Source organism: Kocuria sp. NPDC057446, assembly GCF_042802875.1.
In the GTDB taxonomy this organism is placed as follows: Bacteria; Actinomycetota; Actinomycetes; order Actinomycetales; family Micrococcaceae; genus Kocuria.
In genome coordinates, this window is sequence record NZ_JBHVDI010000083.1 from 1 (window position 1) to 15924 (window position 15924).

A 15924-nucleotide genomic window follows, 5' to 3' on the forward strand; every position below is an offset into this window, starting at 1 on the left:
GCTAGCATGACACCCGGCGCCCCGGCCGGGCGCCGTCCCCCCGACCCGGGCCCTCGTGCCCGGTGCCTGCCAGGAGAGAGTCACCGTGTCCTCTACGCCCCCCGACGCCCCCGGACGCCACCGCGCCCGCCGATGGTCCCGGAAGCGCTGGGCCGCCGTCGTGCTGGTCGTCGTCCTGCTCGCGGTCCTCGGGGCCGGCGTGGCCGCGACCTGGCGGCTGCAGTCCAACCTGAGCACCTCACCGCTCGACCTCGGGGACGGCACCGGGCCCGAGAGCGGCCCGCTCGACATCCTGGTCATGGGCACGGACACCCGCGACGGCGAGGGCAACGACCGGTACGGCGACGACGAGGACAGCAGCGGAGCCGGCCTGACCGACGTCATGATGCTCGTGCACGTGAGCGAGGACCGCAGCGGCGTGACCGTGGTGTCATTGCCGCGCGACCTCATCGCGGACATCCCGCGCTGCACGGACCCCGCGTCCGGCGAGGTCCACCCGGCGGAGGAGGACGCGATGCTGAACTCGGCGATCGCCAACGGCGGCCCCGGCTGCACCGTCGCGACCGTCAACGAGATGACCGGCCTGAAGATCGACCACTTCATGCTCGCCGACTTCAACGCCGTGAAGGAGCTCTCCTCCACGGTGGGCGGCGTCGAGGTGTGCGTCAACGAGGCCGTCGACGACCCGAAGTCGGGGCTCGAGCTGCCTGCCGGCGTGTCCTCGGTGGAGGGCGAGCAGGCCCTGGCGTTCCTGCGCAGCCGCGCCGCCTTCGGCGACGGAGGGGACACCAGCCGGATCCGCTCCCAGCAGTCCTTCCTCGCGTCCCTGGCACGGAAGATCAAGGACGAGGGCACGCTGTGGGATCTCCCGAAGCTCTACGAGATCGCCGACGTCGCCACCCGCAACCTGCACGTCGACGAGGGGCTCGGGTCCGTCCCGACGGTCGTCGGCCTCGGCACGGCCGTGCGGGGCATCGACCTGGGCAGCATGGTCTTCGTGACGGCGCCCACCGAGCCCTACGTCCTGGATCCCAACCGGCTCCAGCTCGACGAGGAGCCGGCCGAGCACCTCTTCGAGGCGCTGCGCGAGGACCGGCCGCTGACGTCGCCCTCGGCCGACCCGGCCGACGACCCGTCCGCGACCCCGTCGCCCGACGCCGCCGTCCCGGCCCCGACGGTGGACCCTGCCACGGTGCCGCTGACGGTCGCCAACGTCTCCGGCGTCGACGGCCGGGACGCGGACATCGCCGAGGTGCTCGAGGAGGAGGGCTACACCGCCGTCGAGTCCGGCCCGCAGGCCACCGAGCTGCCGGGCACGCAGGTCTTCTTCGGCGCCGGCTGGTACGAGGCGGCCGCCGAGGTCGCCGAGCTGCTCGGCGTGCCCTCCTCGCAGATCGTGCCCACCACCGACGTCGTGGGGGTGTTCGTCTCGGTCGGCCAGGACTTCCGCGAGGGGGACCGGCTGGAGCTCGGCGCGACGCTGCCGGGGGCGCTCAACGGGCAGACCGCGGAGCAGTACACGTGCCAGCAGGCGGCCGGCGACTGGTGAGGACGCCACCCGGCGCGTCCGACGCCCCGTGATAGGTTGGGCACATGCGGACCGGGACGTTCCTCCTCCTTGCGTGCCGCAACGGGGCCTGACCCGTCGACGAATGGCCGGCCTCCCGTTGCGGAGTTCTTGATGCCCGGCCACCCGCAGACGTCTCGAGCAGAACAGGCCCATCCCATGCGCAACCGCCAGCAGCCCTCCGGCATGCCGATCCACAAGTACGTGCCGTACCAGCAGCAGTTCCCCTTCGACCTCGCCGACCGCACCTGGCCCGACCGGGTCATCACCGAGGCCCCGCGCTGGTGCGCCGTGGACCTTCGCGACGGCAACCAGGCGCTGATCGACCCCATGAACTCCGACCGCAAGCTCAGGATGTTCGAGCTGCTGGTGCGGATGGGCTATAAGGAGATCGAGGTCGGGTTCCCCTCGGCCTCCCAGACCGACTTCGACTTCGTGCGCCGGCTCATCGAGGAGGACCGGATCCCCGACGACGTCTCGATCCAGGTCCTGACGCAGTCCCGCGAGCACCTCATCGAGCGCACCTACGAGGCCATCGACGGCGCCGACAAGGCGATCGTGCACCTCTACAACGCGACCTCCACGCTGCAGCGGCGCGTGGTCTTCGACCAGGACATGGACGGGATCGTGGACATCGCCCTCACGGGGGCACGACTGTGCCGGAAGTACGAGGAGCAGCTGAAGCACACGTCGGTGACCTACGAGTACTCCCCGGAGTCCTACACCGGCACGGAGCTCGAGTTCGCCGCCCGCATCGCCAACGCCGTGGCGGAGACCTTCGAGATCGGCGGGGACCGGGAGATGATCCTCAACCTGCCCGCCACCGTGGAGATGGCCACCCCCAACGTCTACGCCGACTCCATCGAGTGGATGTGCCGCAACCTCTACGACCGTGACGCCACCGTGGTCTCCCTGCACCCGCACAACGACCGCGGCACGGGTGTGGCGGCGGCCGAGCTGGGCTACCTCGCCGGCGCCGACCGGATCGAGGGCTGCCTGTTCGGCAACGGCGAGCGGACCGGCAACGTGGACCTCGTGACCCTGGGCCTGAACCTGCTGACCCAGGGCGTGGACCCGCAGATCGACTTCTCGGACATCGACGACATCCGCCGCACCGTGGAGTACTGCAACCAGCTGCCCGTCCCCGAGCGGGCCCCCTACGGCGGGGACCTCGTGTTCACGGCCTTCTCCGGTTCCCACCAGGACGCCATCAAGAAGGGCTTCGACCGGATGGCCCGGGACGCGCAGGAGCAGGGCCGGAGCGTCGACGAGCTGGTCTGGGCCGTCCCGTACCTGCCCATCGACCCCAAGGACCTCGGGCGCACCTACGAGGCCGTCATCCGCGTGAACTCGCAGTCCGGCAAGGGCGGGGTCGCCTACCTGCTCGCCAGCGAGCACGGGCTCGACCTGCCCCGGCGCGCGCAGATCGAGTTCTCCCGCGTGGTGCAGGAGCACACCGACACCTCCGGCGGCGAGGTCTCCGGGGCGGAGCTGTGGAAGGTGTTCGCGGACGAGTACCTGCCCACCGTCCAGGACGGCGACGCCGGGCGCTGGGGCCGGTACCGGATCACCAACATCACCACGACCTCCGAGGAGGACGGGGAGAGCACCCTCGAGATCGGCCTCGACGTCGACGGCGTCCAGCACCACCGCACGGCGCAGGGCAACGGGCCCATCGAGGCGCTGCAGACGATCCTCGCCGCCGAGGGCGTGGACGTGCGGGTGCTCGACTACAGCGAGCACGCCCTCTCGGCCGGCGGCGACGCCCAGGCCGCGAGCTACGTCGAGGCCGCCGTGGGGGACCGGGTGCTGTGGGGCGTCGGCATCGACGCGAACACCACCCGCTCCTCCCTGAAGGCCCTCGTCTCGGCGGTGAACCGGGCCGTGCGCGACGCCCAGGGCTGAGCACCGAGCACCTCTGCCGCCCCTCGGCGGGCCGACCCGCCGGGGGCGGCCCGCCGCCGTCGTCCGTGCCGGGGTCCCCGGGCCGCGCCACCCGCCCGCGCCGTCGGCCCGGCGTGGGACAATGGTGCGGTGGCCAGGACGACCTTCGCATCACGCAGCTACCGGGACGACGCCGTCGTGCTGCGCACCTACAAGCTCGGCGAGGCCGACCGGATCGTCGTGCTCCTGACCCGGGACCACGGGCAGGTGCGAGCCGTCGCCAAGGGCGTGCGGCGCACCACGTCCCGCTTCGGCTCCCGGCTCGAACCCTTCAACGTCGCCGAGCTGCAACTGGTCACCGGGCGCAACCTCGACATCGTCTCCCAGGCGCTCGGCAAGCGCGGCTACGGGTCGGTCATCGCCGCCGACTACGCCAAGTACACCGCCGCCGCGGCCATGGCGGAGGCCGCGGAGAAGTTCACGGAGAGCGACAGCGAGTCCGCGGCCCAGCAGTACCGGCTGCTGGTCGGCGCCCTGTCCGCCATGGCCCGCGGGCTGCACGAGCCGGGCGCGGTCCTGGACTCCTACCTGCTGCGCGCCGTGTCCACCGCCGGGTGGGCGCCGAGCTTCACCGACTGCGCCCGATGCGGCGCCCCGGGACCGCACGAGGCGTTCTCCGCGCAGCTCGGCGGCGCCGTCTGCCCCGCCTGCCGCCCGCCCGGCGCCGCCGCCCCCGACCCCGGGACCGTCGAGCACCTCTCCGCGCTGCTCACCGGGGACTGGGAGCGGATCGACGCGGTCGAACCCCGGGCGGCCCGGGCCGCCGCCGGGATCGTCGCCGGCTACGTACAGTGGCACCTGGAGAGGGCCGTCCGGTCCCTGAACCTCGTGGAACGGAGCTGACCATGCCCGGCTTTGCCGCCCCGCCCGCCCATCCCAGCGGTGCCGGTGCCCCGCCGATCCCGCCGCAGTTCGTGCCCCGGCACGTGGCCGTGGTGATGGACGGGAACGGGCGCTGGGCGAACCAGCGCGGACTGCCGCGCAACGAGGGCCACAAGGCGGGGGAGGCGGCCCTGATCGAGGTGATGGCCGGGGCCATCGAGATGGGCATCCCGTACGTCAGCGCCTACGCGTTCTCCACCGAGAACTGGAAGCGGTCCCTGGACGAGGTGACGTTCCTGATGAACTACACCGCCGACGTCATGGAGCGCCAGCTGCCCACCTTCCAGGAGTGGGGCATCCGGATCCGATGGGCCGGGCGCAAGCCCCGCCTCTGGCGCTCGGTCATCAACCGCCTGGAAGAGGCGGAGCGGGCCACCCGCGACAACGACGTCGTCACCCTCACCATGTGCGTGAACTACGGCGGCCGGGCCGAGATCGCCGACGCCGCGGCGGCCATGGCCGCCGACGCCCGGGCGGGCACCCTGAACCCGCGCAGCATCGACGAGCGGACCGTCCAGCGCTATCTCGACGAGCCGGACCTGCCGGACGTCGACCTGTTCCTGCGCTCCTCCGGGGAGCAGCGGATCTCCAACTTCCTCCTGTGGCAGTCCGCCTACGCCGAGCTCGTCTTCCAGGACGTCCTGTGGCCGGACGTCGACCGCCGCACCCTGTGGGAGGCCGTCGAGGTCTACGCGCGGCGCGACCGGCGGTACGGCGCGGCCGTCGACCGCGTCGCCGGGCCGGGCGCCTCCGCCTGAGCGCGGCGCCGCCCGAGGCCGCGCAGCCACGCCGCGAGGTCGCGCTGCGCGGCCCGGCGCACGGACTCCCGGGAGAGGTGCACGTCGTGGACGGCGCCCTCGTAGGAGCGCAGCGTGACGTCGGTGCCCAGGTCGGACGCGTGGCGGCGGATCTGCCGGACGTCGAGCACGGTGTCGGCCGAGCGCATCCGCTCGGTCCACCAGGGGCGGATGCACGAGCGCGCCGAGGTCTGCACCAGCACCGGAAGGTGAAGGTTCAGGCCCTTCGCGACCTCACCCTGTGCTTGAAGGACAGCGTTGAGCCAGCCCGGGGTGATGTCGAAGCTGGTCTCGGGCCGCCAGCGCGCGTCGATGGGCCACTCGCCCTCGGCGTGCTCGCTGATCACCCGGTAGTAGTGGCTGCGCAGCCGTGCCCGCACGGGGTGGTCCGGGCGCTGCTCGGCGAGCCGGGCCACGAGGGGCCGCAGGGCGGCGCCCACGGCGTCGGAGCCGTGGGCGCCGATCCAGGGGGCGTTGAGGGCCAGGCCGTCGAGCCGGCCCGGGTGCCGCGAGGCCCACATCGCCGCGGTGAGGCCGCCGGCGGAGTGGCCCATGAGCACGAGCCGGCCGTCCGCTCCGGGCAGCCCGTCCTCGGCCATCACCGCCAGCGCTGCGGCGATGTCGTCGTCGTAGTCCGCGAGGTCCGTGGTGTGCCCCGGGCGGCCGTCCTCCACGGCGAGCACCTCGTCGGTGAGGTTCCGGCCGTAGCCGTGCAGGTCCAGGGCGTAGAACGCGTAGCCCGCGGCCGCGCAGGTCCGCGCCAGCTCGGCGTTGAAGAAGTAGTCCGACCAGCCGTGCAGGTACAGCACCGCGCCGCGCAGGCTGCCCGGCGCGGGCGGCACGTCCCCCGGCCGGTAGCGGACCACCGTGGCCGTGGAGTGCGGTGCCGAGCCCGGGTCCAGGTCCACGGTCCGCGCGCGGAAGCCCGGTCCCAGCACATCGGGGACCCAGGGGTCCGGGGGAGCGCCCATGGCCTCACCTCGCGGGCGGCCCGTCGGGGCGCCGGTCCGGAAGCCCCTCCGCGGCCGCCCGGCCGGAGGAGTGCCCTGTGGAAGACTGGGACCATGCGCTTCTACCCTACGTTCTTCACGGCCGTGTTCTCCCGGATGGACCCCGAGCGGGCGCACCGGATCGGCTTCCTCGGGATCCGGGCGGCGCGGGCGGCGCGCGTCAGCACCGCGCTGCGGGTGTACACCCGGCCGGATCCCGTGCTCGAGGTGGAGGCGCTGGGGCTGCGGTTCCCGTCCCCGTTCGGGCTGGCGGCCGGCTTCGACAAGGGCGGGGAGGGCATCAGCGCCCTCGCCGACCTCGGCTTCGGCCACGTGGAGGTCGGCACGGTGACGGCGCAGGCGCAGCCGGGCAACCCCCGACCCCGCCTCTTCCGGCTCGTCCGGGACCGGGCGGTGATCAACCGGATGGGCTTCAACAACGAGGGGGCGGCGGCCGTGGCCCCGCGCCTGGCGCGGGCGCGCCGCGAGCTCGCCGCGGACCACCGCGGCCGTGCCCGGCCCGTGCTCGGCGTCAACATCGGCAAGACCAAGGCGGTGCCGCTGGCGGACGCCGTGGACGACTACCTGCAGAGCGCCCGGACCCTCGCCCCCCTGGCGGACTACCTCGTGGTCAACGTGTCCTCGCCCAACACCCCCGGCCTCCGGCAGCTGCAGGAGATCGAGAGCCTGCGGCCGCTGCTGGGCGCGGTGGGCCGCACGGCGGACGAGGCCGCGGACCGGCACGTCCCCCTGCTCGTGAAGATCGCCCCCGACCTCTCGGACGAGGACGTGCTGGCCGTGGCGGACCTGGCCCTGGACCTGGGCCTGGACGGCATCGTGGCCACCAACACCACCATCGCCCGGACGGGGCTGGCCTCGGACCCGGCGGAGGTCGAGGCCCACGGGGCCGGCGGGCTCTCCGGCGCCCCGCTGCGCCGGCGCTCCCTCGAGGTGCTGCGGCTGCTGCGCGAGCGGGTGGGGGACCGGCTGGTGCTGGTCTCGGCGGGCGGGGTCACCACGGCCGAGGACGTCCGGGAGCGCCTCGACGCCGGGGCCGCCCTCGTGCAGGGCTACACCGCTTTCCTCTACGAGGGACCCTTCTGGGCCCGCCGCATCAACCAGGGCCTGGCCCGTACGGCACGGCCCCGACGCTGACGGGACGCCACGCCGAGCGGGGTCCACGGAGCGGGAACGGCGCTGCCCCCGGACCGCGTGGTCCGGGGGCAGCGCCGTCGGGATGCGGCTGTCGGGGCGGTGCCCCGGGTCCGCGGCGGGGTCAGGAGGGCCGCTCGCCCCGGGCGACCTGGGGCTTGGGCAGCCGGAGCCGGCGCATCGTGAAGGAGCGCATCGCCGCGTACCAGCGCACACCGCGCTCCACGGTGCCGAACTTCGCCTGCATGGCCTTCTTCATCCGCGCCGTGGAGAACACGGCGTCGACGATGCCGAGGATCATCAGCGCCCAGATGATGTAAACGCCGTAGGCGGCCACCTCCTGGACGGGGAAGAACAGGATGACGAGCGCGAGCAGCGCCACGACCATGAGGTACTCGCCCACGTTGATCCGCGAGTCGACCCAGTCCCGGGCGAACCGTCGCTGCGGCCCGCGGTCCCGCGGGCCGAGGAAGCGCTCGTCCCCGGCGGCCATGCCGGCCTGGGCCCGCATCCGCTGCTCGCGCGCGGCGTCGCGGGACTGCGCCTTCGCGGCCTTCCGGTCCTCCGGGACCAGGGGCCGGCGCCGGGCCGCCTCCTGCTGCCGGCGGCTCGGCGTGGGCCGGCCCTTGCCCGGCGTCTGCCGCGGGGCGGCCACCGGCTCCGTGGGGGCGGGGGCAGCGGTCACCGAGGTGGACCCTGCGCGGTCTGCGTCCTTCTTGCGTCCAAACACCCGTCAAGGATAGCCGACGGACCTGCCCGTCCCCGCCGGAGCACGGACATAGGGTGGGGGCCATGGACGAGACCTTCACCCCGACCGTTCCCGTCGGCGCCGTCCGCGCGGCCGTGCGCGCGGACATGCCGCGGACCCTCGAGCAGCTCGTGGAGCTGGTCGCGATCCCGGGCATCGCCTGGGAGTCCTTCGACGCCGCCGAGCTCGAGCGCAGCGCGGAGGCCGTGGCCGGTGTCCTCTCGGACGCCGGGCTGGAGGAGGTCGAGATCCTGCGCGTGCCCCTGGGAGACGGGCCGGGCCACCCCGCCGTCGTCGCGCACCGGCGACCCGCGCCCGGCCGGCCGACCGTGCTGCTCTACGCCCACCACGACGTCCAGCCCCCGGGCCGGCGCGAGCTGTGGGACTCGGAGCCGTTCGTCGCCGAGGAGCGCGACGGTCGCCTCTACGGACGGGGCGCGGCCGACGACAAGGCCGGGATCATGGCCCACGCCGCCGCCCTGCGCGCGGCGTCCGCCCACCGCGGCGACGAGTTCGGCCTGGGCGTGACCGTCTTCGTGGAAGGGGAGGAGGAGGCCGGCTCGCCGTCCTTCCGGGACTTCCTGGAGGCCCACCGGGACCGGCTGGCCGCAGACGTCATCGTCATCGCGGACTCAGCCAACTGGGAGGTCGGCGTGCCCGCCCTGACCACGAGTCTGCGCGGCATGGTCGGCGCGGTAGTGGAGGTGTCCGTGCTCGAGCACTCCGTGCACTCGGGCATGTACGGCGGACCCGTCCTGGACGCCCCCACGCTGCTGGCCCGGCTCGTCGCCACCCTGCACGACGACGACGGCGCGGTCGCCGTCGAGGGGCTGCTCGCCGAGGACCGCACCGACCTGGTCTACGACGAGGAGCGGTTCCGGGCCGACGCCGCGGTCCTGGACGGCGTCCGGCTGGCCGGCCGGGGCTCGATCGCCTCACGCCTCTGGACGCAGCCCGCGCTGTCGGTCACGGGCATGGACGTCACCCCCGTGGACACCGCCGCCAACACCATCGCCGCCTCCGCCCGCGCGAAGCTGAGCCTGCGCACGGCGCCGGGCCAGGACCCCGCCGAGGCCGCGGCGGCCCTCCGGCGCCACGTGGCGGAGCACGCGCCGTTCGGGGCGCACGTGCGCTTCGTGCTCGAGGAGACGGGACAGTCCTTCCGCACCGACATGGGCTCGGAGTCCGCGCGGATCGCCCGGTGGGCGCTGGGGGAGGCGTGGGGCAGAGCCGCCGTCGAGACGGGCATCGGCGGCTCCATCCCCTTCACCGCCGATCTCCTGGAGGTCTATCCTGAGGCCGGCATCCTCATCACGGGCGTCGAGGACCCGGACTCCCGGGCCCACAGCGCCAACGAGTCCCTCCACCTCGCGGAGTTCGAGCGCGCGGTGGTCGCGGAGACGCTGATGCTGCTCGCCCTCGACGATGCCGCCCGTTCCCCGCAGCGGTCCCGGGAATGAACCCGGACGCCCATCCGTTGTGCCCGTGACAGACCCGCCGCCGGTCCGACCCCGTGCGGCCACCCTCCACAGAAAGTGAGCATCATGAGCGTCACGACCGAGAACGGCGCCGCAGTGGACGGCCTGCCCACCCACGGCGTCGAGCTGACCGAGGTCGCGTCCCAGAAGGTCCGCGCCCTGCTCGAGCAGGAGGGCCGCACCGACCTCCGGCTGCGCGTGGCCGTGCAGCCGGGCGGCTGCTCGGGTCTCATCTACCAGCTGTACTTCGACGAGCGCATCCTGGACGGTGACTCCGTGCGGGACTTCGGCGGCGTCGAGGTCGTCGTGGACAAGATGAGCGTGCCCTACCTCGAGGGCTCGACCGTCGACTTCGAGGACACGATCTCCAAGCAGGGATTCTCGATCGACAACCCCAACGCGGGCGGCTCCTGCGCCTGCGGCGACTCCTTCCACTGAGTCCTGCCGATCCTCACCGAGAGGCCCGTCGTCCGTCCGGACGGCGGGCCTCTCGGCGTTCCGGAGGCGTCCCGCCGACCCCTTCTGGGAGCCTCCCGGACCGCCGCGCGGAAGCTGACACTGTGTCACCAGATGTCAGCGACACGGGGTAAGCTCGGAGGGAAACATTCCACCTGACTGTGTCCGGGCTCTTCGAATCGGGGCCTTCGGCGCGCAGACGACGAGCACGAGAAGAAGAGGAAGGGCCGTCTGTGAGTTCGCACACACGAACCGACAGCCTCCGGCGCCGCACGGCAAAGGTGTCTGCGGTAGCAGTCCTGGCAGCAACCGCGCTGACGGGATGCTCGGAAGAGGCGAAGCTCGGCTGGATGCCCACCGAGCGTGGCACCACCGACAACGCCGACATGATCCTCGACCTGTGGATCGGGTCCTGGATCGCCGCCCTCGCCGTGGGCCTGGTCACCTGGGGCCTCATGCTGTGGTGCATGATCGCCTACCGGCGGCGCAAGTACGAGACCGGCTACCCGCGCCAGGTCGCGTACCACGCTCCCCTCGAGGTCTTCTACACGATCGTCCCGATCGCCCTGATCATGTCCCTGTTCTTCTTCACCGAGCGGACCCAGGCCGCGATCACCGCCCCGCACGACGACCCGGACGTGACCGTCCAGGTCTACGGCAAGCAGTGGGCCTGGGACTTCAACTACCTCACGGACGACGTCTGGGACACCGGCATCCAGGGTCACCTTGACGGCGAGGAGGGCGTCCCGGAGCGGGTGCCCACCCTCTATCTGCCCGTCGACAGCGACGTCGAGCTGCAGGTCACCTCCCGCGACGTCATCCACTCGTTCTGGGTCCCCGCGTTCCTCGAGAAGGCGGACATGTTCCCGGGACGCACCAACAACATCAGCATCACCACGGGCCGCGAGGGCGAGTTCTTCGGCAAGTGCGCAGAGTTCTGCGGCGAGTACCACTCCGAGATGCTGTTCAACGTCAACGTGGTCAGCCAGGCCGAGTACGACGCCCACATCCAGTCCTTGCGCGACGCCGGTCAGACCGGGGCCCTGGGCGAGGAGTACAGCCGCGACTCCTACCCGGGCGCGGACGACCAGCAGCAAGAATCTTTTAACAACTAAGGAGTACCGGTGTCCACACTCGAGTATTCACGGGACGAGGCAGCCACTGTCGCTCCGCGCGTGGTGCCCCGGTCCAAGGGACGGATGGTCGTCAACTGGATCACGTCCACCGACCACAAGACGATCGGGTACATGTACCTGATCTCCTCCTTCGCCTTCTTCTGCATCGCCGGTGTGATGGCGCTGCTGATCCGTGCCGAGCTCTTCGAGCCGGGCATGCAGATCCTGGAGACCAAGGAGCAGTACAACCAGCTGTTCACCATGCACGGCACGCTGATGCTGCTGATGTTCGGCACCCCGCTGTTCGTCGGCTTCGCCAACGTCATCGTCCCGCTGCAGATCGGCGCTCCCGACGTCGCGTTCCCGCGGCTGAACGCCCTCGCGTTCTGGTTCTTCCTGTTCGGCTCGCTGATCGCGACCGCCGGCTTCCTCACCCCGCAGGGCGCGGCCTCCTTCGGCTGGTTCGCCTACACCCCGTTGAGCAACTCCTCGTTCACCCCGGGCGTCGGCGGTGACCTGTGGGTGTTCGGCCTGGCGCTGTCCGGCTTCGGCACGATCATGGGCGGCGTCAACTTCATCACCACGATCCTCGCGATGCGCGCCCCCGGCATGACCGTGTGGCGGATGGGCCTGTTCACCTGGAACATCCTGATCACGTCCCTGCTGATCATCATCGCCTTCCCGCCGCTGGCCGCTGCGCTCTTCGCGCTGGGCATGGACCGCACCCTGGGCGGGCACATCTTCGACCCGGCCAACGGGGGAGCGGTGCTGTGGCAGCACCTGTTCTGGTTCTTCGGCCACCCCGAGGTGTACATCCTGGCCCTGCCCTTCTTCGGCATCGTCTCGGAGATCATCCCGGTGTTCTCCCGGAAGCCGCTGTTCGGCTACAAGGGCCTGGTGTTCGCCACCATCGCCATCGGCGCCCTGTCGGTGACCGTGTGGGCCCACCACATGTACGTCACCGGTGCCGTGATGCTGAGCTTCTTCGCGTTCATGACGATGATGATCGCGGTCCCCACCGGGGTGAAGTTCTTCAACTGGATCGGCACCATGTGGCAGGGCTCGATCACCTTCGAGACCCCGATGCTCTGGGTTCTCGGCTTCCTGTTCACGTTCCTCTTCGGCGGGCTCACCGGCATCATCCTGGCCACCCCGCCGCTGGACTTCCACCTCTCCGACTCGTACTTCGTGGTCGCCCACTTCCACTACGTGGTCTTCGGCACCGTGGTGTTCGGCATGTTCGCCGGGTTCTACTTCTGGTGGCCGAAGTTCACCGGGAAGATGCTCAACGAGCGGATCGGCAAGATCCACTTCTGGCTGCTGTTCGTCGGCTTCCACATGACGTTCCTGATCCAGCACTGGCTGGGGGTGGACGGCATGCCGCGCCGTTACGCGGACTACCTGCCGGAAGACGGGTTCACCTGGATGAACCAGATCTCCACGGTGGGGGCGATGCTCCTCGGCGTCTCGATGATCCCGTGGTTCTGGAACGTCTACACGACCTGGCGCAACGGCACCAAGGTCGAGGTCGACGACCCGTGGGGCTTCGGCGGATCGCTCGAGTGGGCGACCTCCTGCCCGCCGCCGCGGCACAACTTCACCTCGTTGCCGCGCATCCGCTCCGAGCGGCCGGCGCTTGACCTGCACCACCCGGAGCTCGCTGCAGAGTCCCCGCAGCAGTCCCCGGTCGACGACGCCGCCATCGCCACGCGGAAGGGCTGAGCATGAAGCTGACCATCAAACTGTTCAACCTCCTGGGCGCATTCGGCCTGCTGGTGGCCGTGGTGTACGGATTCCTCACCCAGTTCGACGAACTCGTCGGGTTCCCTGCGCTGCTGGCCGTCGGCGCCATGTCCTTCATGGTGTCCGTCTACCTCTGGCTGGTGGACCGGAACACCGGTGGGGTCCTCCCCGAGGACAAGCTCGACGGTGAGATCGTCGAGTCCGCCGGCGAGTACGGTCACTTCTCCCCCTGGAGTTGGTGGCCCCTGCTGCTGGGCACCGGTTGCGCCCTGGCGTTCACCTCCCTGGCCATGGGCTGGTGGATCCTGTGGATGGCCGCTCCCGTGGCGGTGCTGGGTCTGCTCGGCCTGATCTTCGAGCACTCCCGCGGCGACCACGCCCACTGACGCGCACGGCTGACCCCTGAGAGGCCCCGGACACCTGGTGTCCGAGGCCTCTCTCGTCCCTCCGGACCTGGAAGACCGCCCTCCCGACTGCGGACGACGGTCCGGGCGGCTCCGCACCACGGGCATCAGCCGGGGTTCGTTGTCGGGGGATGGATCCGCCCAGCGGCCGTGCTGACCGCGCGCAGGATGAGCGAGCCCGTGCGGATCGAGCATGCCCTCATCGGGCGTTTGTGCCGTCGATGGAGCGGAGATCATTGCTGGTGGCGAAGTGCGGGGCGCTGGCACGGTGGAGGTCACGGATCACCGATCGACGAGGAGCTGCCCGTGGACACCTCGAGCTGTCCGGCTCTGCCAGGCGTGGCCGCGTTCTTGAACAGGTCTGCGGCCGCCTTCGCGGCGCTTCGCCTTCTCGGGTACGCCTCTTGGGAATATCTGGGCGACCGGGCGGTGACAGCCCACGCTCCCGCCCCGGTCGCTGCGATCCCGGCGACCGTCGGTGCGGTCCGGTTCATGGTCCCGGCCGGGCAGCGGGCGCGATCAGCCGTCGCCGCCGGCCTGGTGCGCTCCCTCACCACTTCCCAGACCGCGGGTTGTTCTTCTCGGCCCCGTGATGCTCCTATTGATGTCAAACGGTGAATAGCCATTGTCGGTAGGCGATGGCCAGCTGGGCGTTGGGGCGTGTGCCGCGTTCGAGTTCGCTGATGCGTGCGGTGACGGTGCCGAGGTGGTGAGCTGCTTGGGCGAGGGTGAGTCCGCGGTCGTGGCGCATGGGTCGGAGGTCGTCGGTGCGCGGGACGGGGGCTGGGTGGACGAGCAGGTGCCAGGTTTCTCGGGCGATGGCGCGCTTGAGGCAGCGCAGCACGTCCTTGGTGCTCTTGCCGGTCGTGCGCAGCCTCTCGGCGTAGGAGCGGGTTCTCGGATCGGTGGCCAGACGCACGAGGGCGATCTGATGTAGGGCCCAGTTCGCCTGCCGGTTGCCGCCGCGATTGAGGCGATGCCGGTTCGTTCTGCCTGAACTGGCGGGGATGGGGGCGGCGCCGCACAGTGCTGCGAAGGAGGCCTCCGAACGCAGGCGGGCCGGGTTGTCACCGGCCGCGGTGAGCAGGGTGGCGCCGGTGACGACGCCGTAGCCCTTGGTCGCCAGCAGCGCGGGCGCGACGTCGGTGAGGAGCTCGCGCAGCTCGAGATCGATGTCGGTGACCTCTGCGGTGAGCGCCTAATGGCGGCGGGCCAGGCGGCGCAACGCCTGGCCGGTCGTGGTCGTGACGGTGTCGCGGGCGTCACCGGGCCGGGTCGCGGCCAAGGCCCTGATCAGGGCGTCGCCGTCGAGATCGGCCCAGCGGGTGCGGACGGGATCGGGTGCGGTGATCAGCAGCGATTGGATCTGGCGCAGCGCGGCGACGCGGGCTTTCATCGCGCTGCGCCGCACGGTCAGCAGGACCCGGATCTGCTCGACCCGCCCGTCCCCGGTCTTGGCCACGGGCAGGCTCTCGGGCTCGGCGAGGGCCTGCTGGGCAGCCGCGTAGGCGTCGATCGGGTCGGACTTCCCGCGCCGCCGCTGGGCGCGTTTGGGACGGATCACTTCGCGGATCGGCACGCCGGCCGCGGTGAGGAACCGCGCGAGGCCGGCGCCGTAGGAGTTCGTGCCCTCGAGGCCGATCAAGGTGAGCGGCCCGTATGAGGTCACGAACGCGAGCAGCAGCTCGTAACCTGCCGGTGTCGCCGGGACCTTCAGATCCCCCAGGCGCGCGCCGGTCGCAGCGAGTACCGCGACGTGATGGGTGTCTTTGTGCGTGTCGACTCCTGCGACGACGCCGACGGGGGCGACCGTCACGATCGGGGCCGTGCGTTGCGGGGCTGTTGTTGTCATGATGATCCCGTGCCTTCCTCACCAGTGGGCACGCCGGTCAGGGGCCGGGCAGACAGGACGTTGATGGGGCTCTCCAGGCTCATATGAAGTCATGCCCGCCTCTGACCGACGCAGATCGGTCACCCCACCGCCGGGAACGTGGACTGATCAGATCAAAGGCAGACCCGCAAGAGCCGCCAGTCAAGGCCGGAGTCACACGCCCCGACGACGAGGCACTTCCATCATCAACGTCAACGGCAGGTGAAAGCTGACCCCTTTTCGGCAGGCGGATTCCAACGGTGGGTTCTAGCGGCCGTCGCAACATCCCTGTAGATGAAGGGGATGGAGATGGGCATCAGGGGACGCAAGCGGCGGCTGGTCCCGGAGGACGAGTACTGGGCGCTGATCCTGTCCGGGGTGGGCACGGTCGAGGCGTGCCAGATGGTCGGGATCGGGCGCAAGACGGGATACCGATGGCGGGCGGAGCTCTGCGGGCTGGCTCCGGCCAGGAGAGCCGAGGCGCAGCAATCGGAACGCTACCTGTCGATGCTGGAACGGGAACGGATCACGGTGCTGCGCCGGCAGGGCTCGTCGATGCGGGCGATCGCCACCCGGCTTGGACGGGCGCCCTCAACGATCTCCCGGGAGCTGCGGCGCAACACCGCCGCCCACGACCGCGGAGGCTACGACCCGGTGCTGGCCCATGCCCGGGCCCGCACGGCCGCCCGACGGCACCGGCCCGGGGTACTGGCCCACGATGAGCAGCTGCGCCAGGTGGTGCAGGGCAAGCTTGAGCTGGACTGGTCTCCGCAGCAGAT

Annotated in this window: 15 protein-coding genes; 11 read left to right on the forward strand and 4 right to left on the reverse strand. The window is 71.4% G+C overall.

Features of this window, described 5'->3' with window-relative positions; all coding sequences use genetic code 11:
- Positions 1-85: 85 nt before the first annotated feature.
- From ACFU0Y_RS11230 to ACFU0Y_RS11245, 4 genes are all read left to right on the forward strand, one after another.
- Positions 86-1549 carry an LCP family protein gene (locus tag ACFU0Y_RS11230; protein WP_380214586.1) on the forward strand — a complete coding sequence of 488 codons (1464 nt, stop codon included), beginning with the start codon at positions 86-88 and terminating at the stop codon, positions 1547-1549.
- Positions 1550-1726: 177 nt separating this feature from the next.
- Positions 1727-3472 carry a 2-isopropylmalate synthase gene (leuA, locus tag ACFU0Y_RS11235; protein ID WP_380214587.1) on the forward strand — a complete coding sequence of 582 codons (1746 nt, stop codon included), beginning with the start codon at positions 1727-1729 and terminating at the stop codon, positions 3470-3472.
- Between the two features lie 129 nt (positions 3473-3601).
- Positions 3602-4354 carry a DNA repair protein RecO gene (recO, locus tag ACFU0Y_RS11240; RefSeq protein WP_380214588.1) on the forward strand — a complete coding sequence of 251 codons (753 nt, stop codon included), beginning with the start codon at positions 3602-3604 and terminating at the stop codon, positions 4352-4354.
- A 2-nt stretch (positions 4355-4356) separates the two neighbouring features.
- Entirely contained in the window at positions 4357-5151 is a 795-nt protein-coding gene (locus tag ACFU0Y_RS11245; RefSeq protein ID WP_380214590.1) for an isoprenyl transferase, read from the forward strand.
- Here the strand turns inward: ACFU0Y_RS11245 and ACFU0Y_RS11250 are convergent.
- On the reverse strand, positions 5082-6161 hold the full coding sequence (locus ACFU0Y_RS11250; protein ID WP_380214591.1) for an alpha/beta hydrolase: 1080 nt from the start codon (positions 6159-6161) through the stop codon (positions 5082-5084). The genes ACFU0Y_RS11245 and ACFU0Y_RS11250 overlap by 70 nt on opposite strands.
- A 93-nt stretch (positions 6162-6254) precedes the next feature.
- Here ACFU0Y_RS11250 and ACFU0Y_RS11255 point away from each other — a divergent pair, with 93 nt between their 5' ends.
- Positions 6255-7334 carry a quinone-dependent dihydroorotate dehydrogenase gene (locus ACFU0Y_RS11255; protein ID WP_380214592.1) on the forward strand — a complete coding sequence of 360 codons (1080 nt, stop codon included), beginning with the start codon at positions 6255-6257 and terminating at the stop codon, positions 7332-7334.
- A gap of 121 nt (positions 7335-7455) precedes the next feature.
- On the opposite strand, the gene ACFU0Y_RS11260 is transcribed toward ACFU0Y_RS11255, so the two are convergent.
- Positions 7456-8016 (reverse strand): DUF3043 domain-containing protein, encoded by a 561-nt coding sequence (locus ACFU0Y_RS11260; protein ID WP_380214593.1) that lies wholly within the window; start codon positions 8014-8016, stop codon positions 7456-7458.
- Positions 8017-8123: 107 nt separating this feature from the next.
- Between ACFU0Y_RS11260 and ACFU0Y_RS11265 the strand changes: the two genes are divergently transcribed.
- The 5 genes from ACFU0Y_RS11265 to ACFU0Y_RS11285 all read left to right on the forward strand — a co-directional run bounded on the left by ACFU0Y_RS11265 (position 8124) and on the right by ACFU0Y_RS11285 (position 13257).
- Positions 8124-9539, forward strand: a complete 1416-nt coding sequence (locus ACFU0Y_RS11265) for a dipeptidase (protein WP_380214594.1) — start codon at positions 8124-8126, stop codon at positions 9537-9539.
- Positions 9540-9623: 84 nt separating this feature from the next.
- On the forward strand, positions 9624-9995 hold the full coding sequence (locus ACFU0Y_RS11270; protein WP_380214596.1) for a HesB/IscA family protein: 372 nt from the start codon (positions 9624-9626) through the stop codon (positions 9993-9995).
- 251 nt (positions 9996-10246) lie between these two features.
- Complete coding sequence (gene coxB, locus ACFU0Y_RS11275) at positions 10247-11128, forward strand: cytochrome c oxidase subunit II (RefSeq protein WP_380214597.1); 882 nt, start codon at positions 10247-10249, stop codon at positions 11126-11128.
- A gap of 9 nt (positions 11129-11137) precedes the next feature.
- On the forward strand, positions 11138-12850 hold the full coding sequence (gene ctaD, locus ACFU0Y_RS11280) for a cytochrome c oxidase subunit I (protein ID WP_380214599.1): 1713 nt from the start codon (positions 11138-11140) through the stop codon (positions 12848-12850).
- Between the two features lie 2 nt (positions 12851-12852).
- Positions 12853-13257 (forward strand): cytochrome c oxidase subunit 4, encoded by a 405-nt coding sequence (locus ACFU0Y_RS11285; protein WP_380214600.1) that lies wholly within the window; start codon positions 12853-12855, stop codon positions 13255-13257.
- Positions 13258-13882: 625 nt separating this feature from the next.
- Here ACFU0Y_RS11285 and ACFU0Y_RS11290 read toward each other — a convergent pair.
- Both ACFU0Y_RS11290 and ACFU0Y_RS11295 read right to left on the reverse strand, forming a co-directional pair.
- Positions 13883-14449, reverse strand: coding sequence for a transposase (locus ACFU0Y_RS11290; RefSeq protein ID WP_380214603.1), 567 nt, complete (start codon positions 14447-14449; stop codon positions 13883-13885).
- Between the two features lie 24 nt (positions 14450-14473).
- Positions 14474-15127 (reverse strand): transposase, encoded by a 654-nt coding sequence (locus ACFU0Y_RS11295; protein ID WP_380214601.1) that lies wholly within the window; start codon positions 15125-15127, stop codon positions 14474-14476.
- A gap of 327 nt (positions 15128-15454) precedes the next feature.
- Between ACFU0Y_RS11295 and ACFU0Y_RS11300 the strand changes: the two genes are divergently transcribed.
- Positions 15455-15924 (forward strand): helix-turn-helix domain-containing protein (locus ACFU0Y_RS11300; RefSeq protein WP_380214602.1); only part of this gene is annotated, 470 nt, incomplete at its 3' end.